This window comes from Buttiauxella sp. 3AFRM03 (genome assembly GCF_003675305.1).
GTDB lineage: Bacteria > Pseudomonadota > Gammaproteobacteria > Enterobacterales > Enterobacteriaceae > Buttiauxella > Buttiauxella ferragutiae.
Genome location: NZ_CP033076.1, coordinates 1217666 through 1242975 on the forward strand (window position 1 = coordinate 1217666; position 25310 = coordinate 1242975).

General features: G+C 49.1%; 23 protein-coding genes. 11 read left to right on the forward strand and 12 right to left on the reverse strand.

Annotated elements, in window-relative coordinates; all coding sequences use genetic code 11:
* The first annotated feature begins 69 nt into the window (after positions 1-69).
* Together rlmI and hspQ are read left to right on the forward strand one after the other, a co-directional pair.
* Positions 70-1260: a 23S rRNA (cytosine(1962)-C(5))-methyltransferase RlmI gene (rlmI, locus tag D8682_RS07345; RefSeq protein WP_064548142.1), complete on the forward strand. Its 1191-nt coding sequence runs from the start codon at positions 70-72 to the stop codon at positions 1258-1260.
* A gap of 60 nt (positions 1261-1320) precedes the next feature.
* Positions 1321-1638 carry a heat shock protein HspQ gene (gene hspQ / locus D8682_RS07350; protein WP_064548144.1) on the forward strand — a complete coding sequence of 106 codons (318 nt, stop codon included), beginning with the start codon at positions 1321-1323 and terminating at the stop codon, positions 1636-1638.
* Between the two features lie 30 nt (positions 1639-1668).
* Here hspQ and D8682_RS07355 read toward each other — a convergent pair whose 3' ends face one another.
* Positions 1669-2082, reverse strand: a complete 414-nt coding sequence (locus tag D8682_RS07355) for a CoA-binding protein (protein WP_121813933.1) — start codon at positions 2080-2082, stop codon at positions 1669-1671.
* Between the two features lie 186 nt (positions 2083-2268).
* On the opposite strand from D8682_RS07355, the gene D8682_RS07360 reads away from it, so the two are divergent.
* Both D8682_RS07360 and mgsA read left to right on the forward strand, forming a co-directional pair.
* Entirely contained in the window at positions 2269-2934 is a 666-nt protein-coding gene (locus D8682_RS07360) for a DUF2057 family protein (RefSeq protein WP_121813934.1), read from the forward strand.
* 95 nt (positions 2935-3029) lie between these two features.
* Positions 3030-3488: a methylglyoxal synthase gene (gene mgsA, locus D8682_RS07365; protein WP_064548147.1), complete on the forward strand. Its 459-nt coding sequence runs from the start codon at positions 3030-3032 to the stop codon at positions 3486-3488.
* On the opposite strand, the gene helD is transcribed toward mgsA, so the two are convergent.
* On the reverse strand, positions 3489-5543 hold the full coding sequence (gene helD, locus D8682_RS07370; RefSeq protein ID WP_121813935.1) for a DNA helicase IV: 2055 nt from the start codon (positions 5541-5543) through the stop codon (positions 3489-3491).
* Positions 5544-5675: 132 nt separating this feature from the next.
* Between helD and D8682_RS07375 the strand changes: the two genes are divergently transcribed.
* Positions 5676-6122 (forward strand): YccF domain-containing protein, encoded by a 447-nt coding sequence (locus tag D8682_RS07375; RefSeq protein ID WP_064548151.1) that lies wholly within the window; start codon positions 5676-5678, stop codon positions 6120-6122.
* A 24-nt stretch (positions 6123-6146) separates the two neighbouring features.
* Positions 6147-8282 (forward strand): YccS family putative transporter, encoded by a 2136-nt coding sequence (gene yccS, locus D8682_RS07380; RefSeq protein WP_121813936.1) that lies wholly within the window; start codon positions 6147-6149, stop codon positions 8280-8282.
* Here the strand turns inward: yccS and D8682_RS07385 are convergent.
* On the reverse strand, positions 8279-8893 hold the full coding sequence (locus tag D8682_RS07385) for a TfoX/Sxy family DNA transformation protein (RefSeq protein WP_064548155.1): 615 nt from the start codon (positions 8891-8893) through the stop codon (positions 8279-8281). The two genes, yccS and D8682_RS07385, sit on opposite strands and share 4 nt — an antisense overlap.
* A gap of 220 nt (positions 8894-9113) precedes the next feature.
* Here D8682_RS07385 and sulA point away from each other — a divergent pair, with 220 nt between their 5' ends.
* Positions 9114-9623 carry an SOS-induced cell division inhibitor SulA gene (sulA, locus tag D8682_RS07390; protein WP_121813937.1) on the forward strand — a complete coding sequence of 170 codons (510 nt, stop codon included), beginning with the start codon at positions 9114-9116 and terminating at the stop codon, positions 9621-9623.
* Between the two features lie 360 nt (positions 9624-9983).
* Entirely contained in the window at positions 9984-11054 is a 1071-nt protein-coding gene (ompA, locus tag D8682_RS07395) for a porin OmpA (RefSeq protein WP_121815658.1), read from the forward strand.
* A 102-nt stretch (positions 11055-11156) separates the two neighbouring features.
* Here the strand turns inward: ompA and matP are convergent, their stop codons facing one another.
* Positions 11157-11606 (reverse strand): macrodomain Ter protein MatP, encoded by a 450-nt coding sequence (matP, locus tag D8682_RS07400; protein ID WP_064548160.1) that lies wholly within the window; start codon positions 11604-11606, stop codon positions 11157-11159.
* Positions 11607-11781: 175 nt separating this feature from the next.
* Between matP and D8682_RS07405 the strand changes: the two genes are divergently transcribed.
* On the forward strand, positions 11782-13536 hold the full coding sequence (locus D8682_RS07405; protein ID WP_121813938.1) for a Lon protease family protein: 1755 nt from the start codon (positions 11782-11784) through the stop codon (positions 13534-13536).
* A 68-nt stretch (positions 13537-13604) separates the two neighbouring features.
* Complete coding sequence (gene fabA, locus D8682_RS07410) at positions 13605-14123, forward strand: bifunctional 3-hydroxydecanoyl-ACP dehydratase/trans-2-decenoyl-ACP isomerase (protein ID WP_034456318.1); 519 nt, start codon at positions 13605-13607, stop codon at positions 14121-14123.
* Between the two features lie 116 nt (positions 14124-14239).
* Here fabA and rmf read toward each other — a convergent pair whose 3' ends face one another.
* The 6 genes from rmf to rlmKL form a co-directional block, all read right to left on the reverse strand.
* Entirely contained in the window at positions 14240-14407 is a 168-nt protein-coding gene (gene rmf / locus D8682_RS07415) for a ribosome modulation factor (RefSeq protein WP_034456319.1), read from the reverse strand.
* 255 nt (positions 14408-14662) lie between these two features.
* Positions 14663-15226 (reverse strand): membrane integrity-associated transporter subunit PqiC, encoded by a 564-nt coding sequence (pqiC, locus tag D8682_RS07425; RefSeq protein WP_064548163.1) that lies wholly within the window; start codon positions 15224-15226, stop codon positions 14663-14665.
* The gene (gene pqiB, locus D8682_RS07430) at positions 15226-16863 is read right to left on the reverse strand and encodes an intermembrane transport protein PqiB (RefSeq protein WP_121813939.1); all 1638 of its coding nucleotides are present in this window, start codon (positions 16861-16863) and stop codon (positions 15226-15228) included. Before pqiB ends, pqiC begins: the two co-directional genes overlap by 1 nt.
* On the reverse strand, positions 16853-18121 hold the full coding sequence (pqiA, locus tag D8682_RS07435; RefSeq protein ID WP_064548167.1) for a membrane integrity-associated transporter subunit PqiA: 1269 nt from the start codon (positions 18119-18121) through the stop codon (positions 16853-16855). Before pqiA ends, pqiB begins: the two co-directional genes overlap by 11 nt.
* A gap of 16 nt (positions 18122-18137) precedes the next feature.
* Positions 18138-20045, reverse strand: coding sequence for an ABC transporter ATP-binding protein (locus D8682_RS07440; RefSeq protein WP_064548170.1), 1908 nt, complete (start codon positions 20043-20045; stop codon positions 18138-18140).
* Between the two features lie 5 nt (positions 20046-20050).
* Positions 20051-22168, reverse strand: coding sequence for a bifunctional 23S rRNA (guanine(2069)-N(7))-methyltransferase RlmK/23S rRNA (guanine(2445)-N(2))-methyltransferase RlmL (rlmKL, locus tag D8682_RS07445; protein WP_064548171.1), 2118 nt, complete (start codon positions 22166-22168; stop codon positions 20051-20053).
* A gap of 118 nt (positions 22169-22286) precedes the next feature.
* Here rlmKL and D8682_RS07450 point away from each other — a divergent pair, with 118 nt between their 5' ends.
* Positions 22287-23399 carry a YcbX family protein gene (locus D8682_RS07450; RefSeq protein WP_121813940.1) on the forward strand — a complete coding sequence of 371 codons (1113 nt, stop codon included), beginning with the start codon at positions 22287-22289 and terminating at the stop codon, positions 23397-23399.
* Here D8682_RS07450 and zapC read toward each other — a convergent pair.
* Positions 23396-23938, reverse strand: coding sequence for a cell division protein ZapC (gene zapC / locus D8682_RS07455; protein WP_121813941.1), 543 nt, complete (start codon positions 23936-23938; stop codon positions 23396-23398). The two genes, D8682_RS07450 and zapC, sit on opposite strands and share 4 nt — an antisense overlap.
* A gap of 166 nt (positions 23939-24104) precedes the next feature.
* Positions 24105-25115: a quinone-dependent dihydroorotate dehydrogenase gene (gene pyrD, locus D8682_RS07460; protein WP_121813942.1), complete on the reverse strand. Its 1011-nt coding sequence runs from the start codon at positions 25113-25115 to the stop codon at positions 24105-24107.
* Positions 25116-25310: the final 195 nt, after the last annotated feature.

Here is a 25310-nt window from a genome sequence, read left to right on the forward strand (position 1 = left end):
TTACGTTGCATTTAGCCGGTGTTAACCGGAAAATGACGCCCAAATCTTAGCAAGAAAGCATAGCAAATTATGAGTGTACGTTTAGTGTTAACCAAAGGGCGCGAAAAATCGTTATTGCGCCGTCATCCGTGGGTGTTTTCTGGTGCCGTCGCACGTATGGAAGGCAAAGCTAATCTCGGCGAAACAATTGATGTTGTCGACAGCCAGGGAAAATGGTTGGCACGTGCCGCCTATTCTCCTTCTTCGCAAATCCGTGCGCGCGTCTGGACTTTTGATGCCAACGAAAACATTGATATTGCCTTCTTCACTCGCCGTTTGCAGCAAGCGCAGCAGTGGCGCGAATGGCTGGCGACTCGCGATGGGTTAGACAGCTATCGTTTGATTGCCGGCGAATCTGATGGCCTGCCAGGTGTGACGATTGACCGCTTCGGTAATTTCCTTGTACTGCAATTGCTGTCCGCTGGCGCAGAATACCAACGCCCTGCTCTGGTCGCTGCACTGCAAAATCTCTATCCAGAATGCGCTATCTATGACCGCTCAGATGTTGCGGTGCGTAAGAAAGAAGGCATGGAATTGACGCAAGGCCCAGTGAGCGGTGAATTGCCACCTGACTTGTTGCCAATCGAAGAACATGGCATGAAGCTGCTGGTTGATATTAAAGGTGGCCATAAAACTGGTTACTACCTTGATCAGCGCGACAGTCGCTTTGCGACTCGCCAGTATGTGAAAGATAAGCGTGTGTTGAACTGCTTCTCTTATACCGGTGGTTTTGCAGTTTCCGCACTGATGGGCGGATGTCAGCAGGTTGTCAGTGTTGATACCTCTCAGGATGCTCTGGATGTTGCAAAGCAAAACGTTGAGCTGAACAAACTCGACCTGAGCAAAGCCGAATTCGTGCGTGATGATGTGTTCAAACTGCTGCGCAAATACCGCGATCTGGGTGAGAAGTTCGACGTTATTATTATGGACCCACCTAAGTTTGTCGAAAACAAGAACCAGCTGATGGGCGCTTGCCGGGGTTATAAAGATATCAACATGCTGGCAATCCAGTTGTTGAATCCGGGTGGCATTCTGATGACGTTCTCCTGCTCAGGTTTAATGACGACAGATTTATTCCAGAAAATCATTGCCGATGCCGCCGTAGACGCCGGGCGTGATGTACAATTTATAGAGCAGTTCCGTCAGGCCGCCGATCACCCCGTGATCGCCACCTATCCGGAAGGGTTGTATCTGAAAGGGTTTGCCTGTCGCGTCATGTAACTTGAAAAGCAGGAAGTTGCCCGCACATTAATTGCAGGTAATGTTTCTCAGGAGGTGACTATGATTGCCAGCAAATTCGGCATTGGCCAGCAAGTAAGACATTCTTTGCTGGGATATCTGGGAGTGGTGGTCGATATCGACCCAGAATACTCTCTGGATGAACCCGCAGAAGATGATCTGGCCGACAATGATGCCCTCCGTCGTGCACCCTGGTATCATGTAGTAATGGAAGATGATGATGGCCAGGCAGTGCACACCTATCTTGCTGAAGCCCAGTTAAGTGGGGAGTCACAAGACGAGCATCCCGAACAACCGTCAATGGATGAATTGGCGGCTTCGATACGGCAACAGCTTCAGGCACCTCGCCTGCGTAATTAGCAAAAACCCCGCAATTGCGGGGTTTTTTAATTATTTAGCCAGGCCTAAGCGAGGAATTTCAATTGCCGGGCATTTGTCCATCACCACGTTTAAACCGGCATCCTGTGCCAGCACGGCAGCCTGCTCATTGATGACGCCTAACTGCATCCACAACGTTTTTGCACCGATAGCAATAGCTTCTCTCGCAACTTCCCACGCAGCCTCTGAATTTCTAAAGACATCGACCATATCCACTTTCTGTGGAATATCTGCAAGAGATCCATAGCCTTGCTGCCCCAACAGCGTTTTACCGGCCACTTTTGGTGACACGGGAATCACTTCGTATCCTTGATCCAGCAAATATGCCATCACCCGATAGCTTGGGCGATCTGGTTTATCACTGGCTCCCACCAGTGCAATTGTTCGGGTGCTTTTTAAAATAGTTTCGATATCTGCCTGTTTCATCACACTCTCCGCTGGGACTTCGTTATCAAAAGTGTATGCCATCCGCTACTGACTCACCATCTTTCCCATACACAGGTAGTAGAGCAATTTTGGAAAATATGTCTATATGTTAATGAACTGTCCTTATGAAAAATTTTGATACATTCAGTAAGGGATAGTCCCATTTACCCATGGCAGGAGAAATTGATGAGAACGGTGTTCTTTATCGCAATATGTTGGATCTCTCTTTTGCCGCTTGAATTGCGGGCAACAACATTACGTTTGTCCACAGATGTAGATTTGCTGGTGCTTGATGGGAAAAAGGTTTCAAGCTCTTTGTTAAGAGGGGCTGATAGTCTTGAGCTGGATAACGGGCCGCACCAGCTGGTATTCCGCGTTGAGAAGAATATTCGTACCAACACACGTGAACAACGTCTTTATATATCCCCACCTTTAGTTGTAAGTTTCGACACTAAGGAGGTCAGCCAGGTCAATTTTAATTTACCCCGTATTGAAAATGATAAAGAGAGTGATGAGTTTGACCGTACTCCGCATCTCCAGTTACTGGACGGTGGTGCCACAGTCATCCCTCTGAAAGTTGATATCCTGCCAGTAAAAGTGACGCCACAAGGGATTGATTACGAGCAAGATACCCAGTTTTACAACAAATCTGGGAAGGTCGCATCAATAAAAGGATTCGCCACGATGATGGCTGATGATAGTACATTGCTGTCGCGCACATCCGAACTTGATACACCGCCGCCGCAGTCAGAAACATTAACCGAACAGCGTCTCAAGTACTGGTTTTTACAAGCAGACAAACCCACTCGTGACCGTTTCTTACAATGGGTGAAAGATAAGCCTGAGCAATAATTACCTTTCTGTTCCCGCATTTTTACCACCCTTCTCTTGCAGCATCAGTGGCTTCCAGTAAGCTGTAGGCATTATTAATTACTCAGGATTAACCAATGGAATTAACGAGCCGCACCCTGGCGGAAAAGAAGCATGTCGCGCTGGTCGCGCACGATCACTGCAAAGATGCGTTGTTAAAATGGGTTGAACGCCACAAGGCAGTACTTGCCCAGCATGTACTGTACGCAACCGGTACCACCGGGAATCTGATCCAACGCGGCAGCGGTCTGGATGTCAATGCCATGCTAAGCGGCCCAATGGGCGGCGATCAACAGGTGGGCGCATTGATTTCCGAAGGGAAAATTGATGTGCTAATTTTCTTCTGGGACCCGTTGAATGCCGTTCCACACGACCCGGATGTTAAAGCATTACTGCGTCTGGCGACGGTGTGGAACATTCCTGTGGCTACCAACTTATCCACCGCCGATTTTATTATTCAATCGCCGGGGTTTAATCAGTCAGTAGAAATTTTGATCCCTGACTATGCACGTTATTTGGCTGAGCGACTGAAGTAACTACGGCCGATTGGCAGCGGGCACGCCAAGATGTTTCAGGATATCAACAAAACTGGATGGTTCTTTTTTGTTGAATAACAGCCAGACACGATGACGGGCCCGCGTCATCGCCACATACAGTAACCGCCGCTCTTCAGCATCCGGATAATCTTCTGGTTGTGGCAGTAACACCTCTTCCATGACCGATTCGCGCGCCACAGCCGGGAAGCCATCTTTCCCCTGCTGTAATCCCAGTATCACAACATAATCAGCTTGTTGCCCTTTACTGGCGTGAATAGTCATGAAATCAATGGCCAGTTTTGGCCAACGCGTCGCAGCCTTTTCCAGAATTACCGGACGTAAATGATGGTAACGCGCCAGCACCAGAATGCGCTGTTGGGGCTGTACATATCCGCTCATCTTATCGAGTAACGCTTCAAGCTGGTCATCGGCTAATAATGTGACAGCTTTTTTATCACCTTTAGATAAGCTGTTTAATGGTTTAGCAAGTTGATGCGGGTTCTGCTGCACGAATCGATTCGCGATTTCACCGATGCGGTCATTGAAGCGGTAAGTGGTATCCAGTGCACACTGGTCCGCCTCACCAAAATGTTGAGTAAAGGCGGTCGTCAGCGACATTTCTGCACCGCTGAAACGATAAATCGCTTGCCAGTCATCGCCCACGGCATACAAAGAAGTATGCGAGTTTTGTTTTCTCAGTGCCGCCAGCAATGCAGCTCGCTGAGGCGAGATGTCCTGAAATTCATCAACTAAAATATGCTTCCATGGGCTAATAAAACGCCCTTTTTCCAGCACATTCACAGCCTGATGAATCAGACCTGAAAAATCGACCGCTTCTTCGGACTTCAGCGCCGTTTTCCAGGCTTTTAATAGCGGAGCCATGAGCTTGATGCGTTTAGCGAACACATCACGAATATCCTCAGGCGCAGAGGCAATCATTTCAGCCTGAGAGCCCCCATGCATACGCATTAATCCCAGCCATCTGTCTAAGCGGCTGGCGAGGCGTTTTGCTAAACGTTCATCCTTCCAGTATTCACCTTCCGGCACATGCCATTGCAACTCGTCACTCAGCCACTCGCGCCAGCCTTTAGCCTGCGCTTTTTTCTCACGGCATTGTTGCTGCCAGCTTTCAATCAGCAATTGATGGCGTGCATCGGTATCAGATTCCAGTTCGCTAACACGTGGCACCTTTTTGCTGCCTTGCTGAATAATATGCAGCGCTAATGCGTGGAATGTACGGGCTGAAATCGCATCGGTTTGGAGGCGTTCAGCGATACGCTCGTCCATCTCCTGCGCGGCTTTGCGGCCAAATGCCAGCAATAAAATTTGATCTTCACTGGCCTCGCCACGTTGCAGCAACCAACCTGCACGAGCAACCAGAACAGAGGTTTTTCCACTTCCCGCTCCTGCCAGAACTAATAACGAATCTTCGCCATTAACCACGGCGCGAGCCTGAGAGGGATTCAGTGGCGAGCTTTCTATTTTCTGGAAGAAATCAGCATACTTTTCAAGCATGTGATTGGTGAAAGAGGTATTGCGTTGATGTCGGCGTTGCTCGCCTTGTTCAAGCCAGGCTTTGCACTGCAGCCAAATTTCACGACAATTTTCGAAATCTTCCAGCCGGGCTTGCGGCATAGGTAATGCAGAAAACGCAGCACGCACGTTTTGTTGTAATGCCTGCATGTCGCTGCGCCTGAACCATTTTTCCTGCTGAATCCTGCGCGTAATCTCAGCGTGCTGCTGGCGTAAAACCTGAGCCGCAACTTCGCTCATTTCGGCACTCCAGTTTTGCCAAAGCTCATCGAGATGATGATAAAAGCGCTGCGTTTCGCTCCATTCAGTCCCATGCAGACGCACCACTTTGTCATCAGGCAGGACAAACTCAAGTTCCCCCCACACCAAGCCGCGCTTGCAATTAATGGCTATTAACTGATTGAATGGAATAAGATATTCATGGCGTTCGCCCTTTACCTCGACACCAGCAGCCAGCAATCTCACACGATTATAGGGATGTTGTGCTAAATGTTTGCCCAGGGAGGTTGCTTTCAGTTCCATTACGCTTTGCCTGATCCAAAATAGAGGTTGTGGTTAAGTTTACTCGCCGAAGGAATGACGCTCCAGGGTAAAAACGCGTTACAATTGTTGTGGTTATTCATTTGTCTACATTCATACCAACGAAGAGTGATTATGCGTACAGTCCTTAACATCTTGAACTTTGTACTGGGCGGTTTTTTGACTACCCTATCCTGGTTGCTGGCCACTCTTGTCAGTATCATTTTTATTTTCACGCTTCCGCTGACTCGTTCCTGCTGGGAGATAACCAAACTCTCTTTCGTACCGTATGGTAACGAAGCCATTCATGTTGATGAGCTCGAGCCGCAGAGCAAAAGTGCCATCATGAATACCGGTGGTACCTTGCTGAACATTGTTTGGCTGGTATTTTTCGGATGGTGGCTCTGTGTGCTGCATATCTGCACCGGGATTGCACAATGCGTCACTATTATCGGCATTCCTGTGGGAATCGCTAATTTCAAAATTGCTGCTATCGCGCTTTGGCCGGTTGGCCGCCGTGTGGTTTCCGTTGAAACTGCGCAGGCTGCACGTGAAGCAAACGCCCGTCGTCGTTTCCAGTAAATCAGACAAGGATAGTGAGTATTAATGCTTAGTCCAATTCTGCGCCGCTATACCTGGAACAGCACCTGGCTCTATAACCTGCGTATTTTCATCGCACTGACGGGCACTGCTGCCCTCCCCTGGTGGCTGGGTGACGTTAAGCTGACTATCCCCTTAACGCTCGGCGTAGTTGCCGCCGCACTCGCAGACCTGGATGACCGGCTCACCGGGCGTTTGCGTAATCTGCTGATTACTTTGATTAGTTTCTTTATTGCTTCAGCATCAGTTGAGTTGTTGTACCCGTGGCCAATCTTTTTTGGCATCGGGCTAATGGTTTCCACTAGCGGGTTCATTCTGTTGGGCGGACTGGGCCAGCGTTACGCCACCATTGCCTTCGGGGCGCTACTTATCGCCATTTATACCATGCTCGGTATTTCTTTATACGAGCACTGGTATCAACAACCAACACTGCTGTTGGCTGGCGCTATCTGGTACAACGTGCTGACACTTGCCGGGCATCTAATCTTCCCTATTCGGCCTCTTCAAGATAACCTGGCGCGGTGCTATGAAAGTCTCGCACGTTATCTCGAGGTCAAAGCCATGCTGTTCGACCCCGACATTGAAGAAGAAAACCAGGCCCCCATGCTTGAGCTTGCGATGGCCAACAGTCAACTGGTCACGATGCTCAATCAGACCAAAGGCTCACTCTTGACTCGTTTACGCGGAGATCGCGGACAACGCGGCACACGTCGTACATTGCATTACTATTTTGTTGCGCAGGACATTCACGAGCGCGCGAGCTCTTCGCATATCCAGTACCAGGCGCTACGCGATAAATTCCGCTACAGCGATATTATGTTCCGCTTTCAACGACTGCTAACTATGCAGTCCCAGGCTTGCTTGCAACTTTCGCGCTCAATTTTATTACGCGAGAAATACCAGCACGACCCACGTTTTGAACGTGCGTTTACGCATCTTGATGCGGCGATTGAAAGACTGAATGCCGACCAATATCTGGCTGGTGAATTAAAAGCGCTTGGCTTCCTGGTGAGTAATTTGCGTGCCATCGATGCGCAATTAGCGACAATTGAATCCGAGCAAGCTCTTGCCGCACCTCACAGTGATATCGAAAACCGCCTTGCGGATGATCGCATTACCGGCTTTGGCGATGTCTGGCAGCGTCTGAAACGCAACTTAACACCGGAGTCAGCGTTATTTCGCCATGCGGTTCGTATGTCGGTAGTGCTTTGCGTCGGCTACGCATTCATACAGTTTACCGGGCTAAAACATGGATATTGGATCCTGCTGACCAGCCTGTTTGTCTGCCAGCCTAACTACAATGCCACTCGTCGACGTTTAGCATTGCGTATCATCGGTACTTTAGTGGGTGTGGCGATAGGGCTACCGGTGTTGTACTTTGTACCGTCAATTGAAGGCCAGCTTGTCTTAATCGTGATTACTGGCGTGCTCTTTTTTGCCTTTCGCAATGTGCAATATGCACATGCCACCATGTTTATCACGTTACTGGTGTTGTTGTGTTTCAACTTGCTGGGTGAAGGGTTTGAAGTCGCTATGCCTCGTATCTTCGATACGCTGCTGGGATGTGCTATCGCCTGGGCTGCGGTGAGTTTCATCTGGCCGGACTGGCGTTTCCGTCGACTACCATTGGTTGTTGAGCGCGCATTTAATGCGAACTGCCGCTATCTGGATGCGATTCTTGAGCAATACCATCAAGGCCGGGATAATCGTGTTGAATATCGAATCGCGCGCCGGGATGCACATAACAAAGATGCAGAACTGGCATCTGTGGTGTCCAACATGTCATCTGAGCCGCGCGTTTCGCGAGAGATGCAAGAGACTGCATTTCGTTTGCTATGCCTAAATCACACATTTAACAGCTATATTTCAGCGTTAGGTGCGCACCGCGAACAACTGACCAACGAAGATATTTTACTGCTGCTTGATGATGCGGTGTGTTATGTCGATGATGCCCTTCATCATTTGCCTGCCGATGAAGCACGGGTGCACAAGGCGCTGCATGGGCTTACTGAGCGTATAACCTCGCTTGAGCCACAGTCGGATAGCAAAGAGCCGTTAGTGCTTCAACAAATTGGCCTGCTGGTTGCGCTGTTACCAGAAATATCACGTCTCCAACAACTTGTGTCGCAGCAACATACTTAACGGGTGTGTCGTTGCGCGTAAAGATGCCCCCACTCGACCAACTCCCGGCGCGTTGCCGCCGGGAGTGCGGCTTCATGAACACCACAAATAGCCCCTGCTAAAGCCAACAAGACTTGTACCCCTAGCCCTTTCTTCAAATGTCTCAGTTTTATCCACGACCGTTTTGCACCATAAGCATGAAGGGTGCGCACGTCAGCAATCCCGACTTCCCACAACATCATCTCCAGGCTGTGAGTTAAATTAGGTAAATCTTTGAGACGTTGTTGCGCCTTCAGGCGAGATTTCTCACGGCGAGCGCTAAACAATGCATCGGTTGAAAGCTGCAACAGCTTTTGCCGATCACGCCACAGTCCTTCATCGACATGATAATAATTGAGCGCAATGGCTCGTCCACGTTTGTTATAAACCAGAGACTCTGACGCTCTTGCAACAAAGTAAACTTCCGATTGTTCGCAGGCACGTAGATACAATTCTCCCTCAGAAACCATGGCAAACACCACATTTTCGACGGTCAAACTATAGCCACCAAATAGCGAGCGATAATTTATATCACCTAATGGCGCTAGATATTCTTTTGATTGATGAATCCTTGCATAAGACCGGCTCTTCATGAATATATCCTTAAATATCAATCCATAACATATCATCACAATGTGTAACTGCATCCAGTAATATGAAAATAGGTAACATGATGAGCGACGGCAATCACATTCTTACTTTCCGCAGATTTACATGTCGAAATTGCGATATGCTTTCCGAAATTTAGATTGATCTTTGTCCGAACTGGCATTACTGTATATTCATACAGTAACCCATCAGGCGGGATTAACTATGCAATCACATAACGTTCTAACTCACGTTGCCACTGTTCCAGGTTCTGCGTCTTCATTGGCTCAGTCATCAGCAGGTAACAACATTAAAGGGTTGATCAGTGAAGTGATCTACAGCGAAGATCAGCCCTGGATTACACAGTTAGTGTTGCTGCCCTTGCTGCAACAGCTTGGTCAGCAATCTCGCTGGCAGTTGTGGTTAACGCCACAACAGAAATTGAGTCGTCAGTGGGTGCAGTCAGCTGGTCTTCCGCTGACAAAAGTGATGCAGGTAAGCCAGTTAGATCCACTTTTTACCGTAGATGCTATGGTAAAAGCATTGCAGACAGGAAATTACAGTGTTGTTATTGGTTGGTTACCGGAAGAATTGACCGACGAAGAGCATTTTCAGCTATCATCAGCAGCTGAAATAGGTAAGGCAATTGGCTTTATTATGCGTCCAACTCGTACCTCAAAAACAGGATGTCGACCACGAAGTGGTCTAAAAATTCATTCTAGTTTGTATCATTAAGTAAATTTAAGAGAAATCCTGGAACTTTTTCTTCTCTGCTGACAATTCATTGTGAATTATGAAGAATCCCCGCTGCAAGCCGCTCCAGGCGGCATTCCGCCAGTTTTAAGAAGCCTATTTTTCGCGCAAAGTTGTTAAAAAGTGTGTACTCAAATCGTTTTTTTTCATATGCCTGAGGGACTTCACACTTGTAAGTTTTCAACTACGTTGTAGACTTTAGCTCGCCAGGGTTGCTCTTCCATAACACCGATTGATCGGTAGAGTAACAAGTGAGCATAAACTCGGGCGAAGGATTTAACCCTGGGCTTTAGAGCGATTTTAAAGCTCATGGCCTTTTTGGATGATAATGAGGCGCAAAAAATGAAAAAGACAGCTATCGCGATTGCAGTGGCACTGGCTGGCTTCGCTACCGTAGCGCAGGCCGCACCGAAAGATAACACCTGGTATGCAGGTGGTAAGTTGGGTTGGTCCCAGTTCCACGACACCGGTTTCTACGGAAACGGTTTCCAGAACAACAATGGCCCAACTCACAGCAGCCAACTGGGTGCTGGTGCATTCGGTGGTTACCAGGTTAACCCGTACGTTGGTTTCGAAATGGGTTACGACTGGTTAGGTCGTATGCCTTACAAGGGCAGCGTTGATAACGGTGCTTTCAAAGCGCAAGGCGTTCAACTGGCTGCTAAACTGAGCTACCCAATCAACGACGATCTGGATATCTACACTCGTCTGGGTGGTATGGTATGGCGTGCAGACGCTAAAGGTAACTACGCTTCTACTGGCGTTACCCGCAGCGAACACGACACTGGCGTTTCCCCGCTGGCAGCAGTTGGTCTTGAGTACGCAATCACCCGTGATATCGCAACTCGCCTGGATTACCAGTGGGTTAGCAACATCGGTGATGCGCAAACCGTTGGTACTCGTCCAGACAACGGCATGCTGAGCCTGGGTGTTTCTTACCGTTTCGGCCAGTATGATGCAGCTCCAGTTGTAGCTCCGGCTCCAGCTCCAGCTCCAGAAGTACAGACTAAGCACTTCACTCTGAAGTCTGATGTTCTGTTCAACTTCAACAAAGCAACTCTGAAACCAGAAGGTCAGCAGGCACTGGATCAACTGTATACTCAGTTGAGCAACCTCGACCCGAAAGATGGTTCTGTTGTAGTTCTGGGCTTCACCGACCGTATCGGTTCAGACCAGTACAACCAGAAACTGTCTGACAAACGTGCACAGTCTGTTGTTGATTACCTGATCTCTAAAGGTATCCCAGCTAACAAGATCTCCCCACGCGGTATGGGCGAATCTAACCCAGTTACTGGCAGCACCTGTGATAACGTAGCTCCTAAAGCTAAACTGATTGATTGCCTGGCTCCAGATCGTCGCGTAGAGATCGAAGTTAAAGGTATCAAAGACGTTGTAACTCAGCCTGCGGCATAAGTTACCGTTATAAAAAAACCCCGCTTCGGCGGGGTTTTTTGTTTTTAATGTTCTGGAACAGAAAAGCAAAATGAATCACTGCATCAACTCAACTGCGCTCTATTATTTGCCGAGCATTGCCTGAAGATCTTGTTTCAAAGAAGACATCTGATTGGCGTATTGTTCTTTACGCTCAGCATCTTCAATCAATTGCACAATAGTTTCTGAGAGAGTGCACCCTCGCCGATGAGCAAGCCCTGCTAACCGCTGCCAGACCAGATACTCAAGGTCGATGGACTTTTTACGCGTATGTTGATGTTCGGCATTAAAGTGCCGTTTACGACGTGCGCGGATAGTTTGTTTCATGCGGTTGCGGAGTTCTGGATTCATATGCTGCTCTATCCAGCTCAACACGTGCACAGGCTCATTTTCTAAGCGTAGCAGTTCATCAACGGCTTCTTTCGCAGCACTCGCCTCGATATAACGCGTGATAAGCTCGCCTTCACGGTGTTTTTTAACCAGATACTTCCACTTCCAGCCGCTCTCGAGATTTTCCAACTGTTGATATTTCATTGTTGTCTCAGTGTGACCGTGTAACTCATTTCAGAATAACAGTTTTTTTTATTTTCGCTTACCTGAAAAATGAAAGCTGTGAGCTAAGTAAACTTGCCGCTCCGCATAAACCGTGTGCTGCTTCGCCTATTCTTGTATAATCGCGCCTTTGACATCTAATTAATAAATAGCGACTTTGACGACTAATCGACTTGAATGGCGTGCTCTTGTACCTGATACCGAAAGTTATCAGGAAATTTTCGCACAGCCTTATGATTCCGAAACTGCCCCTTTCTCCGCTGTGCAACCTCGTCTGACTTATGGACTGATGCAGCTCAGCCAACCGGTAGCCTCGGCCGATCTGATGCTGGTAAAAGCCGCTGAAGAAGCCGAATACCTTAATCTTATTGCTAACGCAGCGCGCGAATGCTGGTCTCCGGATATCACACTGACCGGCGGACATTATCTGATCGAAGGCTCGCGTATCACGTTACGCCCGGCTGAATCTGCTGAAGACAATTTTGCTGGTCAATCCGAGGTCGTCGTAGCTGACTGGATTGAAGCTGAGCAATTATTTGGCTGTGTTCGCCAGTTTGCCGGGGAAATCACACTGACTCCGGGTTTAGTTCACCAGGCAAACGGTGGCATTCTGGTGCTGTCGTTGCGTAGTGTGTTAGCACAACCGTTGCTATGGCTACGTCTGAAGCAGATGGTCATTCAGGGCCGCTTTGACTGGATCTCACCTGACGAAACACGGCCGTTGCCTGTTAGCATCCCGTCGTTACCCTTGAGCCTGAAATTGGTCCTGGTGGGTGAACGTGAATCTCTGGCTGACTTCCAGGATATGGAACCAGAGCTGGCGACCTGCGCAATCTACAGCGAATTTGAAGAAAACCTGCAAATTACTTCCGCCGATGATATGGCATTGTGGTGTCAGTGGATTTACGCCGTTGCGAAATCTAAATCGCTACCCGCACCTGCAACGGATGCCTGGACTACATTTATCCGTGAAGCTGTACGCTACACGGGTGACCAGGAAACACTGCCGCTATGTCCATCGTGGATAGGCCGCCAACTGCGCGAAGTCGCCTCATTTACGGAAGACGAAACCTTCAGCGCAGCTGAACTGACACAAATGCTGGCGCAGCGTGAATGGCGTGAAGGTTATCTGGCTGAGCGCATGCAGGATGAAATTCTGCTTGAGCAAATCCTGATTGAAACCGAAGGTGAGATGGTTGGCCAAATTAACGCATTGTCAGTGATAGAATTCCCGGGTCATCCACGCGCATTCGGTGAGCCTTCTCGAATTAGTTGCGTCGTTCATGTGGGTGATGGTGAATTCACTGACGTTGAGCGCAAAGCGGAATTGGGTGGCAATATTCATGCGAAAGGCATGATGATCATGCAGGCATTTTTGATGTCTGAATTGCAGCTCGATCAGCAAATCCCCTTCTCTGCATCTCTGACTTTTGAACAGTCATATAGTGAAGTTGATGGTGACAGCGCCTCAATGGCGGAACTGTGCGCATTAATCAGTGCGCTGGCGAATGTGCCAATTTATCAGCACATCGCAGTAACCGGTTCAGTCGACCAGTTCGGGCGCGTACAACCGGTTGGAGGCCTAAATGAGAAGATTGAAGGTTTCTTCCACATCTGCCAGGAACGTGAGTTCACCGGCAAGCAAGGCGTGATAATCCCACTGTCCAACATTCGTCACCTGTGCCTGCACCAGGATGTTCTGGATGCTGTGGAGCAAGGACAATTCACGATTTGGGCCATCGACGATGTCACTGATGCGCTACCATTATTAACAAATCTGCCCTGGGATGGTGAGGGGCAAAATACGCTCATGCGTGCGGTACAAGAGCGGATAGCTCAGGCATCGGCGCAAGATATTCGGCACCGTTATCCATGGCCACTGCGTTGGCTCAACTGGTTCACACCAAACTGATCGGACTTGTTGAGCGTACACGTGTTAGCTAACATGCGTGCTTCATTATAAAAAGGCTTACTGTAAACATGGTAGATAAACGCGAATCCTATACAAAAGAAGATCTTCTTGCCTCTGGTCGTGGAGAACTGTTTGGCGCTGAAGGCCCACGGTTACCTGCGCCATCCATGCTGATGATGGACCGCGTGGTCAAGATGACCGAAGACGGTGGTAACTTCGATAAAGGTTACGTTGAAGCAGAATTAGATATTAATCCTGATCTGTGGTTCTTTGGCTGCCACTTTATCGGCGATCCGGTAATGCCTGGTTGTCTGGGCCTTGATGCGATGTGGCAGCTGGTCGGTTTCTACCTGGGCTGGCTCGGTGGTGAAGGTAAAGGTCGTGCTCTGGGTGTGGGTGAAGTTAAACTCGCGGGTCAGATTCTGCCAACTGCGAAGAAAGTTACCTATCGTATTCATTTCAAACGCGTCATCAATCGCCGCCTGATCATGGGCCTGGCAGATGGTGAAGTACTGGTTGATGGCCGTGTCATTTACACCGCTACCGATCTGAAAGTGGGTCTGTTCAAAGATACCACTGCTTTCTAGCCCTCTATACCCGTTAGCATTCAAGTTGCAGCCAACACCCCTGCGGCTTGAAAGATGACGGGTATAAACGCGAAACCTCCGCTGTGCGGAGGTTTCTTTTTCTAAAGAGACAGTGATTACGCGGTAACCGCCCTGTCTTCCATGGCTTCTCGCCAGCCTCCCATCCAGTACGACCTCTGATTCAGTGTCTGATAAGGACACATCTCTTTGGAGCGTCCGACGATACCTGCTTGATAACCACGCTGATGAGCCCGTTCCAGGCGATCTCGTTTTTGTCTCTTCATGCCTCGTTTCCCTCATTTCTTTAATCTGGTGGAAAGAAAACAGTGGCCACAAAACGTGCAACCACATATAACGAATACCTCCAAAACACGCCACCGTCAATGCGCAAAATTCACGCCAATGTCATATTTGTGAGCTACATGTGATGCGATTTGAGAAAAAAGTGTGAACAATGACTGGTAACGAGCTCATGCCAAAAGAAAAGCTGCGCCCGCGTTGATAGCGAATGGCGCAGCTTTTTTGTGCTACTGAAGTGATTAATTAATGCGTGTTAACTGACCGGCAATACTTTGCGCTTCTTGTTGCCAGGCCTGAGCTAAAGTTTTCACCATCGCATCATAACCATCAGCTTGCTGTTTTAACTCAAGATGAAATGGCCGTTTAGTCAACTGCCCTTCGTGGTTAAGCAACCATTCACCGCTCACAATGACCTTGCCATCATAACGACCGTGGAAACCCGTCACGTTGACACTCAACGTATCCTGAACGCTACCGAGCGGTTGTGAAGCCACCACCCAACCTGGCAATGCGCTGCTCAGATTACTGACCAGAGTATTACGTAGTTGCTGGTCTAACGGGCTTGCCCACAAATTGTTGGTCGCAATCACGTATTGCACATCGCTGGTCTGATAAACCACGCCGTTTCCGGCGAGGTAGTCAGGAACCGCAACTTGCTCCACCCATAATAAACGGCTGCCAGACTGGCTCACAGCCTGCATAGCAGGCGTTGAGCTTTGAGGCAGCTGATAATACGTCTTTCCCGGATCGCTGCTACAGGCCGTCAAAACAAGAGCTGCAATTATCGGAAGCCATTTTTTCATTATTGTGCCCTCTTCGGCTGGGGATCTTTTTTATCCTTCGCTTCAAAGATCAGCGAATTGCTCTTATCGTTCAACGTGCGCAACACAGGTTGCAGTTCGCGCAGCACCTGATCAAGACGCTGCATATCGGCCACCATCTTGTTGTAAGCCGCAGAACCTGGCTGGAAGCCCTGCATGCTGCGATTGAGCTCACGTAGCGTTGTCTGCATATCTTCAGGCAACGATTGCATTGATTTATTCGACGTAATCTTATTCAGATTATCCAGCGTCTGCTGCAAGCGCTTCATGGTTCGTTGGCTTTCAGCAAGCGAGTTGGTTGTCTCTTCAATCATTGGATTCAATGGCAAGTTATTAATCTTATCCAGTGTCTCCAGCAAACGTTGTTGAATTTGCGCCAAACCACCGCTCATCGTTGGAATGATTGGATACCCATCAAAGGTCGGCAAATCGGTCACCGGCGGAGCTTTAGGGTTGAAATCAAGATCGATAAACAGAGCGCCAGTCACCAGGCTGCCGGTTTTCATCGTGGCCCGCAAACCGCGTTTAATCAGCGATGCCATATTGTCCTCAATTCGGACATCATCACCGACGAGATTTTGTAAACGTTCAGGCTCAAGGCGGATTAATACTGGAATACGGAAGTCATCATTAATTTTCTGACGCATACCTGCGGTAAAGAATGGCACCTTCGCCACGGTTCCCAGACGAATGCCACGGAACTCAACAGGCGCACCTGGCTGTAAGCCACGGACGGAATCTTTGAAGAACATCAGGTAATCAATGTGATCGGTATACAAGGAGTCCTGGGTGCTTTTCTGGTCGTCAAATAGCTTGTATTCACTACCAGGTGCGGCGGCCTTGCCAAGCTCCCAACCTTCTGGCACATCAAAACTCACACCGCCGCTAAACAGCGTGGTAAGCGAGCCCATTTCCACACGCATCCCCTGGGAAGACATATCAACGGCAATACCGCTGTCTTTCCAGAAACGCACATTGGTGGTGACCAGGCGATCGTTAGGCGCACTAATAAAGAGTTGATATTTAATGCTACGTTTTGCCGCATCAAAAGTACTGGTTTCCACTGACCCAACGCGATAACCGCGGAACAGTACCGGATCGCCCGGTGCAAGCTGCCCTGCCTTATTACTCTCAAGCGTAATGCGGATACCCTTCGCATCAGGTGGGGCCAGAGGCGGGGCATCCAGCAAGTCATACTTACTGCTTTTTCCCCCTTTAGTACCCGGTTGCAGCTCGATATAAGCGCCGGAAAGCAAAGTTCCAAGCCCTGAAATACCTTCACGCCCGACCTGCGGTTTCACCACCCAAAACGCCGAATCTTTATGCAGCAGTTTTTCCATCCCGGAATTCAGACGTGCAGTGATTTCGACGTGCAGTAAGTCATCAGACAACACCGCACTTTCCACCACGCCAACATTCACGCTTCGGCTTTTGATGGTAGTTTTCCCGCCTTCAATACCCTCGGCATTGGTGGTAATTAGCGTAACGACCGGTCCCTGATGGCTATAGTGATAGAACAAGATCCATGCGCCAATAAGTACGGTGACGATAGGGAAAATCCACACTGGGGACCAGTTTTTGACCTTGGTAACTTTTGCTTCCCCGCTTTTATTTTCCATGCTCAGAAGACTCCTCGTAAGTTGAATCCGGTGCGCGATCCCAGGACAAGCGAGGGTCAAAGGTCATCGCTGCAAACATTGTCAAAATAACTACTAATGCAAACATAACGGCACCAATTGCCGGGTAGATACTCATCAATCCTCCCATGCGCACCAGCGCCGATAAAACTGCAATGACGAATACGTCTATCATTGACCAGCGTCCAACAAACTCGACCACTTCGTAGATCAAGTGCATTCTTTCACTGTCACGCTGCCCGTGACCTTTTGCATCCCAACATAGCCATGCAATGGCTAACATTTTGAGTGTTGGAACCAAAATACTGGCGATGAAAATCACCGCGGCCACCGGATAAGAACCTTCACTCCACAACAAAATTACCCCGGCAATAATCGTTGAGGGAATTTTGCTGCCCAGTACTTCGGTAATCATGATGGGTAATATGTTCGCAGGTAGATAAAGCATAATTGAAGTCAGCAACAGAGCGACTGTCCATTGCAAACTATGGCGACGACGCACATAACCCTTGGTTTCACAACGCGGGCAAATTTCCTGATCTTCAGGGACGATTGCGGTACAGCACGGGCATGAGCGCAGCCCCTGGCGAATGCCTGATACACCGACTTTCAGCGGTGCCGCAATGACCGGTTCAGGGGCAATATCATCCCATAGCCAGCGCCGGTCCACGCACTGGAAAGCGCGTAACTGCAACACACAAAACAAACACCAGGGAATAAAGCTGCTTCCTACGCCAATGTCACCATAAGCCATCAGTTTGACGAAACTCACCAGGATGCCAGCAAGAAAGATTTCCGCCATTCCCCAGGATTTTAAATGAAAGAAGAATCGAGCCAGCCACTTTTTAAGCGCAAGGGGCATCGCCACCTGGTTAACCAGTAACAAAATGGTGATCAGACAGAGCACGGGCACCGCTTGCACAAAAGCCATGAAGAACATGCCAAGGCTTGCGTAATCTTCATTAAATAACACGCCAGGAATTTCAAGCAGCGACACTTCGCTGCTGATACCGGCAACTTTCATGCTAATAAAAGGAAATAGATTCGCCAGTAGCAACATAAACAGAGCTGCCAGCGAATAAGCTGTAGGGCGTTGTCGCGCTGAGGACCACTGAGTCTGCAACGTGGTTCCACAACGAGGACAGACGGCCTTATGGCCGTCGTCTAATTCAGGCAGAGCGACCAGTAAGTCGCATTGCGAACACAATATGTGTGAACGATGGTGATGCGTGGCACACATATCGTGTCTCCTTGAGTTACGCGCCGTTTTTCAGAGCTTCAAGATATTCCCAGCGTTCAAAAGCCTCTTCCAGTGCTTTTTCTGCTGTAGAAAGGTCGCTCAAGGTTTTTTGCGTGACGTCATGCGGCTGATTAAAAAACTCAGGGTCTCCGACCTTCGCTTGAATCGCTTCCAGTTCGGCCTCAAGTTGTTCAAGACGTTGTGGTAATTGCTCTAGTTCACGCTGCAGGTTATAGCTTAGCTTGCTACTTGCGCGTTTAACAACTTCCACTTTCGCAGCTACGGTGTTTTGCGCTTTATCTGCCACAGACTGGCGCAAAGAATGAGCAGAAGCCTGTTGGCCCTTCGCATCATGGTAGCCCCCAACATAGCGACCAATTTTTCCTTCGCCTTCGAAAATCCAGCATTCGGTCACGGTGTTATCGACGAATTGACGATCGTGGCTGACCAACATCACGGTGCCTTGATAGCCGTCAATCAACTCTTCGAGCAATTCGAGCGTTTCGACATCCAGATCGTTGGTCGGTTCATCGAGAATCAATAAGTTACTTGGTTTCAGGAATAAACGAGCCAGCAATAAGCGGTTACGCTCACCGCCAGATAACGCACGCACTGGCGTCATTGCACGTTTTGGATGGAACAAGAAGTCCTGCAAATAACCCAGCACATGGCGCGGTTTACCGTTCACCATCACTTCTTGCTTCCCTTCCGCGAGGTTATCCATCACGGTGCGGTCCGGATCAAGCTCAGCACGATGCTGGTCGAAGTAGGCCACTTCCAGCTTGGTACCGCAATGTACGCGACCGCTGTCCGCTTGCAACTGATCTAACATCAGTTTCAGCAGTGTGGTTTTACCGCAGCCGTTTGGCCCCACCAGCGCGATTTTATCGCTACGTTGAACCTGAGCAGAGAAGTCTTTAACCAGAGCACGTTCAGCAATCGCGTAGCAAACATCTTCCATCTCAAAGACGATTTTGCCGGAACGAGCGGCTTCTTCGACCTGCATTTTGGCGCTGCCCAGCACTTCACGACGTGCGCTGCGTTCGTTACGCATCGCTTTCAAGGCACGAACACGGCCTTCGTTACGGGTACGGCGCGCTTTAATGCCCTGACGAATCCAGACCTCTTCCTGCGCCAGTTTGCGATCGAATTCAGCGTTTTGCAGATCTTCAACGCGCAACGCTTCTTCTTTTGCCAGCAAATACTGATCGTAATCGCCAGGATAGGAAACCAGTTTGCCACGATCAAGATCGACAATACGGGTAGCCATATTGCGGATGAATGAACGGTCGTGGGAGATAAACACGATGCTGCCCTGGAACTCTTTCAGGAAGCCTTCCAGCCAGTCAATCGCTTCAATATCCAGGTGGTTAGTCGGTTCATCAAGCAACAGCACGCGCGGAGAACTCACCAATGCGCGGCCCAATGCGGCTTTACGCAACCAGCCGCCAGACAACGCAGACAGTTCGGTATCGGCATCCAGGCCTAATTGCAGCAGCACTTCATTGATACGGCTTTCAAGCTGCCAGAGATTCTGGTTATCGAGGATTTCCTGAATGCGCGCCATCTCATTGAGATTTTTGTCGCTTGGATCGGTCATCACTTTATGAGAAATATCGTGATAAGCCTTAAGATGCACGGCCTGCTCTTCGACGCCTTCAGCAACGAAATCGTAAACCGTTCCCGCGACATTACGCGGCGGATCTTGCTGCAAACGCGCCACGATCAGATCTTGTTCGTAAATCATGCGCCCGTCATCCAACGGAACTTCACGATTCAGGATCTTCATCAGCGTGGATTTGCCTGCGCCGTTACGGCCAACCAGACAGACGCGTTCGTTTTCTTCAATATGGAGTTCGGTGTTATCTAATAACGGTGCGTCGCTAAACGACAACCAGGCACCGTGCATACTAATTAATGACATGACAATTAATCCTTGGCTACGTGAGTCACGAGCCAGCAGTTATGAATTTGGCGATTACGGGCAAAGTCTTGCGACTGGGTTTTCTGCGTGATTTCCTGAGCGTTCAGACCCAGGTTCGCTAGCCCATCAAAGTCCATTTTGAAGCCACGTTTATTGTTGGAGAACATGATGGTGCCGCCCTGGCGCAACAGGCGCTTAAGGTCTTTCATCAGCACCAGATGATCACGCTGGACATCAAAAGATTCTTCCATACGTTTTGAGTTTGAGAACGTTGGTGGATCGATAAAAATCAGATCAAACTGTTCATCGGTTTCACGCAACCAGCCCAGGCAATCAGCCTGAATCAGGCGGTGAGCGCGACCGCTCAAACCATTGAGACGTAAGTTACGCTCAGCCCACTCCAGATAAGTACGCGACATATCTACGGTAGTCGTGGTTTTAGCGCCGCCTAAGCCTGCGTGAACCGTTGCACTGCCGGTATAAGCAAAGAGGTTAAGGAAGTCTTTCCCTTTGCTCATTTTACCCAACATATGGCGTGCAATACGGTGGTCGAGGAATAAACCAGTATCGAGATAGTCAGTCAGGTTAACCCACAGGCGAGCGTTATATTCACTCACTTCCATGAAGTCACCCTTCTCATCCATTTTCTGATATTGGCTTTTCCCTTTCTGACGTTCACGGGTTTTCAGAATCAGACGATTAGATGGTAATTCCAGCACCGCGAGCGTTGCTGCAATGACGTCAAACAGACGCTGGCGCGCTTTATTCGCATCAACGGTTTTCGGTGGTGCATATTCCTGCACCACCACCCACTCGCCATAACGGTCAACGGCGACATTATATTCCGGCAGGTCAGCATCGTAAATTCGGTAGCATTCAATGCCTTCCTGACGTGCCCATTTATCGAGTTTTTTGACGTTTTTGCGCAGACGGTTCGCGTAATCATCAGCAATCTGGCCTGATGCCGCACCGGTGCTGTTTTCCGATAACTGGTAGTTTTTCTGCACACAATCCAGCGGGCCGTTCTTCGCTTTAAACTGGCGTTCAGCACGCAATTGCAGGCAGCTGAGCAAATCTGGGGAAGCACTGAACAGTGATAAATTCCAGCCACCGAAATGGTTCTTCATGTTACGGCCCAGCAGGCTGTGCAAGGCAATCAGCGCAGGCTCGCTATCCAGACGTTCGCCGTAAGGCGGGTTGCTGATCACCGTCCCCACAGGCCCTTCCGGCAGCGGGTTAGTCAGTTTAGCGACGTCTTTCACTTCGTAGCTGATGATATCGGCCAGACCTGCACGACGGGAGTTAGCGCGAGCGCGTTCAATCACCCTTGAGTCGTTATCTGAACCGAAGAAACGTGATGTGTATTCGCCAAGGCCTTTACGCGCACGAACCTGTGCTTCGGTGGTAATTTCTTTCCACAGCTCCACATCGTGATTTGCCCAGCCGAGGAAGCCCCAATGTTTGCGATGCAAACCAGGTGCACGATCGGTGGCGATCATTGCCGCTTCAATCAGCAACGTACCGGAACCACACATTGGATCGAGCAGCGGCGTACCCGGCTGCCAGCCTGAGCGCATCACAATGGCGGATGCCAACGTTTCTTTAATAGGAGCAGCACCGGTGCTGTCGCGGTAACCGCGCTGATGTAGGCCTTCACCGCTCAAATCCAGCGCGATGCTGGCGGTGTCTTTATTCAGCCAGACGTTAATGCGCAAGTCAGGTTGCTCGCGTTCGACATTCGGACGCGGCAAGTTTTTGCGAGTAAAGGAGTCGACGATGGCATCCTTCACTTTTAACGCGCCGTACTGGCTATTACGGATAACCTCGTTCAGGCCGCTGAAATGCACCGCGAAGGTCGCATCCGGGCCAAACAGCGCAGGCCAGTCGATGGTCTGTACGCCAAGATACAAATCGAGATCGCTGTAAACACTGCATTCGTTTAAAGGCAGCAAAATGCGGGACGCAAGGCGGCTCCACATCAAGCTTTGATAGAGCAGACGTGAGTCCCCCTGGTAATGTACGCCGCCCTGAACCACCTGGCATGCTTGCGCACCAAGGCCCTCCAGTTCAGTTTTTAATAGCTCTTCAAGCCCACGCGCCGTACTGGCAAACAGAGAATTCATATCGTCACTTAATCAGGTATAAAAAGAAAATTGTGGCGCATTATAGCCAATCTGCCACGCATGTCATAAAGTTGGCCTCTTATATTGTTTATTTATTCGTTTATGCCGAGGGAGCGCAATGATCACCCTATCCCAACTCTATATTCACCCGGTGAAATCGATGCGCGGTCTTGCCCTCTCGCATGCTCAGGCAAGCAGCAGCGGTTTAGCCTTTGACCGCATTTTTATGGTCACCGAATCTGATGGCACTTTTATTACCGCGCGTCAGTTCCCGCAAATGGTGCTTTTCACCCCGGCGATTACCCACGATGGCTTATTTCTGAGCGCACCCGACGGCAGTTCTGCCAGCGTGCGTTTTGCTGATTTTCAACCTCAGGCCGAACCGACCGAAGTGTGGGGTAATCATTTCACAGCACGGATAGCGCCGGATGAAATTAACCAGTGGTTGAGCGGATTCTTTTCGCGCCCGGTGCAGTTGCGCTGGCTGGGCGAAACGTTGACCCGTCGCGTGAAACGTCATCAAGAGGTACCACTGTCATTTGCCGACGGTTATCCATTCCTGCTGGTTAACGAAGCTTCGTTACGTGATTTACAAAACCGCTGCCGGGCAAGCGTCAAAATGGCGCAATTCCGCCCAAATATCGTGGTCACTGGCGCACAAGCCTGGGCTGAAGATAGCTGGAAAGTGGTGCGTATTGGTGGTGTGACGTTTGATGTCGCGAAACCTTGTAGCCGTTGTATTTTTACCACCGTCAGTCCAGAGCGTGGCCGTAAACATCCTGGCGGCGAACCCCTGGTAACGCTGCAACAATTCCGCACCGCTCAAGATAATGGCGACGTCGATTTCGGCCAGAATTTAATTGCCCGCAATAGCGGCATTATTCGAGTGGGCGATGAGCTGGAAGTGCTGGCGACCAAACCAGCAAAAGCTTATGGCGCAGGGGCCACCGAAGAAGAGCCAGAACCTTTTGAGCAGCAAGAAAGCAATGTGGCAATTGACTGGCAGGGCCAACAATTCCGCGGCAACAATCAGCAAGTGTTACTTGAGCAGCTAGAACAACAAGGTATCCGTGTGCCCTATTCTTGCCGGGCCGGAATTTGCGGCAGTTGCCGAATTAAATTAGTCAGCGGGGAAGTCAAGGCGTTGAAGAAAAGCGCAATCAATGACGATGGCACAATCCTGTGTTGTAGTTGTATTCCTGCGGGCGATGTGGAATTAGCGGGAAATTAAACAGCTTGATCGAGACTGAGGTCGTTGCCCAAAGGTTGCGGCCTTAATCTGTCATTCATCACTTTAATCGCATCGCCAAGTTGCATAGTGCGGCCTGCCAGTTGTAAACCCGGTTGGGCGAGTAAACAGAGTGCAGCATTGTTGCCCGTTTCGACCACCAGCAGATTCACTTGCTGCATATCATCACTCAAACAGACACAAGCCGCGTCGCCAGGGACCGGCTGCCAGCATTCGCCATGAGAGATAAAGTGCCAGCTTTTTGGCATTTGTGGTTTCAAATAACGAATCGCTACCAGCGCATTTAATACCAGTTCAGCACGCTGATCTTTACTTAAAATAAGGTCGCGACATTTTTCTTCGAAGGTGAAGAAAAGAGCGGCATCATCTACACAAAAGCCTGTATTTTCAAAGGCATCTGGTGTGAGCATTTTACGAGGGAACCGTGAACGGAATAGCATACCATTGGCTAAATCGAGCATCATACGATCATGCTCTTCATCAAAATACCAACGCCAATTATCGTCCGGTTTTATCCGCATAACTATTTGCCCTTTCGTTTATTCCCACGATTTAAAACATCCTTATCGCCGCTTCGTTAATGAACACATTTAATAAAAGACCAATATGTATAATTTAGCAACAGTGGTGGAATATAAAACAACCAGGGCTGAAAATAAAGCCCCGGTTGTCTGAAAGGAAAAATGTTTACAGCCCAGTGATGATTTCTTTAATCAGCGGTGGGCCTTTAAATATGAATCCAGAATATATTTGCACCAGTGAGGCACCCGCCGCCATCTTCTCGCGAGCAGCAATCAGCGAATCAATACCGCCAACACCAATAATAGGTAAGCGACCATTTAATTCTTGCGACAAGCGGCGAATAATTTCTGTGCTTTTAAGTTGAACCGGACGGCCACTTAATCCACCCATTTCGTCACAATATTTCATACCCTGAACCAGGCTACGATCCAATGTGGTATTGGTCGCAATGACCCCATCGATATTATGGCGAACTAAACTATCAGCCACCTGGATCAATTCTTCCTCAGAAAGATCCGGCGCGATCTTCACGGCAACTGGCACATATTTATGATGCAATTCCTGAAGCGCTTGTTGCTTATTTTTAATCGCCACTAACAGATCATCTAACGCTTCACCATATTGCAGCGTGCGTAATCCAGGGGTATTTGGCGAGGAAATATTGATCGCGACATAACCCGCATACGGATAAATTTTATCCATACAGATCAAATAATCATCTTTGCCCTGCTCTACTGGCGTGTCTTTATTCTTGCCAATATTGATACCCAATACCCCATCAAAATGGGATTTTTTAACGTTCTCAACCAGGTTATCTACGCCGTGGTTATTGAAACCCATGCGGTTGATCAAGCCTTCTGCTTCTACCAGACGGAAGATACGCGGCTTGTCATTTCCTGGTTGTGGGCGAGGCGTGACGGTACCAATTTCGATGGAGCCAAAGCCCATGGCACCCAGTGCATCAATACACTCACCGTTTTTATCTAAACCGGCAGCAAGACCCAGTGGGTTCTTAAAGGTCAGACCCATACAGGTCACCGGTTTAGAGGGCACATTTTGCCGCACCAGCCATTCGAGAGGTGTACCTGTTACACGACGCAATTGCTGAAATGTCACTTCATGAGCGCGCTCGGGATCGAGCTTGAAAAGGGCTTTACGAACGAAGGGGTAGTACATGAACACTCCAGAATTCCCAGTATGCAAACTGGGGCAGTATTATTAACGATAACGGACGTGAATGGAATTGACCTGCAACAAAAAAGACCGAATCAGCGCAAACGTTTTCTTCCCTCCATTTTGTTATTCAGTTTTTGGCAAATGATTCCCGGATAAATCATTTAGTGGATTACCACTTCTGCGCGACTATCACAC

Excerpts from the sequence above, each read along its gene's own strand:
- rlmI (WP_064548142.1), top strand. The coding sequence starts at position 70 with ATGAGTGTACGTTTAGTGTTAACCAAAGGGCGCGAAAAATCGTTATTG.
- hspQ (WP_064548144.1), top strand. The coding sequence starts at position 1,321 with ATGATTGCCAGCAAATTCGGCATTGGCCAGCAAGTAAGACATTCTTTG.
- D8682_RS07355 (WP_121813933.1), bottom strand. The coding sequence starts at position 2,082 with ATGAAACAGGCAGATATCGAAACTATTTTAAAAAGCACCCGAACAATT.
- D8682_RS07360 (WP_121813934.1), top strand. The coding sequence starts at position 2,269 with ATGAGAACGGTGTTCTTTATCGCAATATGTTGGATCTCTCTTTTGCCG.
- mgsA (WP_064548147.1), top strand. The coding sequence starts at position 3,030 with ATGGAATTAACGAGCCGCACCCTGGCGGAAAAGAAGCATGTCGCGCTG.
- helD (WP_121813935.1), bottom strand. The coding sequence starts at position 5,543 with ATGGAACTGAAAGCAACCTCCCTGGGCAAACATTTAGCACAACATCCC.
- D8682_RS07375 (WP_064548151.1), top strand. The coding sequence starts at position 5,676 with ATGCGTACAGTCCTTAACATCTTGAACTTTGTACTGGGCGGTTTTTTG.
- yccS (WP_121813936.1), top strand. The coding sequence starts at position 6,147 with ATGCTTAGTCCAATTCTGCGCCGCTATACCTGGAACAGCACCTGGCTC.
- D8682_RS07385 (WP_064548155.1), bottom strand. The coding sequence starts at position 8,893 with ATGAAGAGCCGGTCTTATGCAAGGATTCATCAATCAAAAGAATATCTA.
- sulA (WP_121813937.1), top strand. The coding sequence starts at position 9,114 with ATGCAATCACATAACGTTCTAACTCACGTTGCCACTGTTCCAGGTTCT.
- ompA (WP_121815658.1), top strand. The coding sequence starts at position 9,984 with ATGAAAAAGACAGCTATCGCGATTGCAGTGGCACTGGCTGGCTTCGCT.
- matP (WP_064548160.1), bottom strand. The coding sequence starts at position 11,606 with ATGAAATATCAACAGTTGGAAAATCTCGAGAGCGGCTGGAAGTGGAAG.
- fabA (WP_034456318.1), top strand. The coding sequence starts at position 13,605 with ATGGTAGATAAACGCGAATCCTATACAAAAGAAGATCTTCTTGCCTCT.
- rmf (WP_034456319.1), bottom strand. The coding sequence starts at position 14,407 with ATGAAGAGACAAAAACGAGATCGCCTGGAACGGGCTCATCAGCGTGGT.
- pqiC (WP_064548163.1), bottom strand. The coding sequence starts at position 15,226 with ATGAAAAAATGGCTTCCGATAATTGCAGCTCTTGTTTTGACGGCCTGT.
- pqiB (WP_121813939.1), bottom strand. The coding sequence starts at position 16,863 with ATGGAAAATAAAAGCGGGGAAGCAAAAGTTACCAAGGTCAAAAACTGG.
- pqiA (WP_064548167.1), bottom strand. The coding sequence starts at position 18,121 with ATGTGTGCCACGCATCACCATCGTTCACACATATTGTGTTCGCAATGC.
- D8682_RS07440 (WP_064548170.1), bottom strand. The coding sequence starts at position 20,045 with ATGTCATTAATTAGTATGCACGGTGCCTGGTTGTCGTTTAGCGACGCA.
- rlmKL (WP_064548171.1), bottom strand. The coding sequence starts at position 22,168 with ATGAATTCTCTGTTTGCCAGTACGGCGCGTGGGCTTGAAGAGCTATTA.
- D8682_RS07450 (WP_121813940.1), top strand. The coding sequence starts at position 22,287 with ATGATCACCCTATCCCAACTCTATATTCACCCGGTGAAATCGATGCGC.
- zapC (WP_121813941.1), bottom strand. The coding sequence starts at position 23,938 with ATGCGGATAAAACCGGACGATAATTGGCGTTGGTATTTTGATGAAGAG.
- pyrD (WP_121813942.1), bottom strand. The coding sequence starts at position 25,115 with ATGTACTACCCCTTCGTTCGTAAAGCCCTTTTCAAGCTCGATCCCGAG.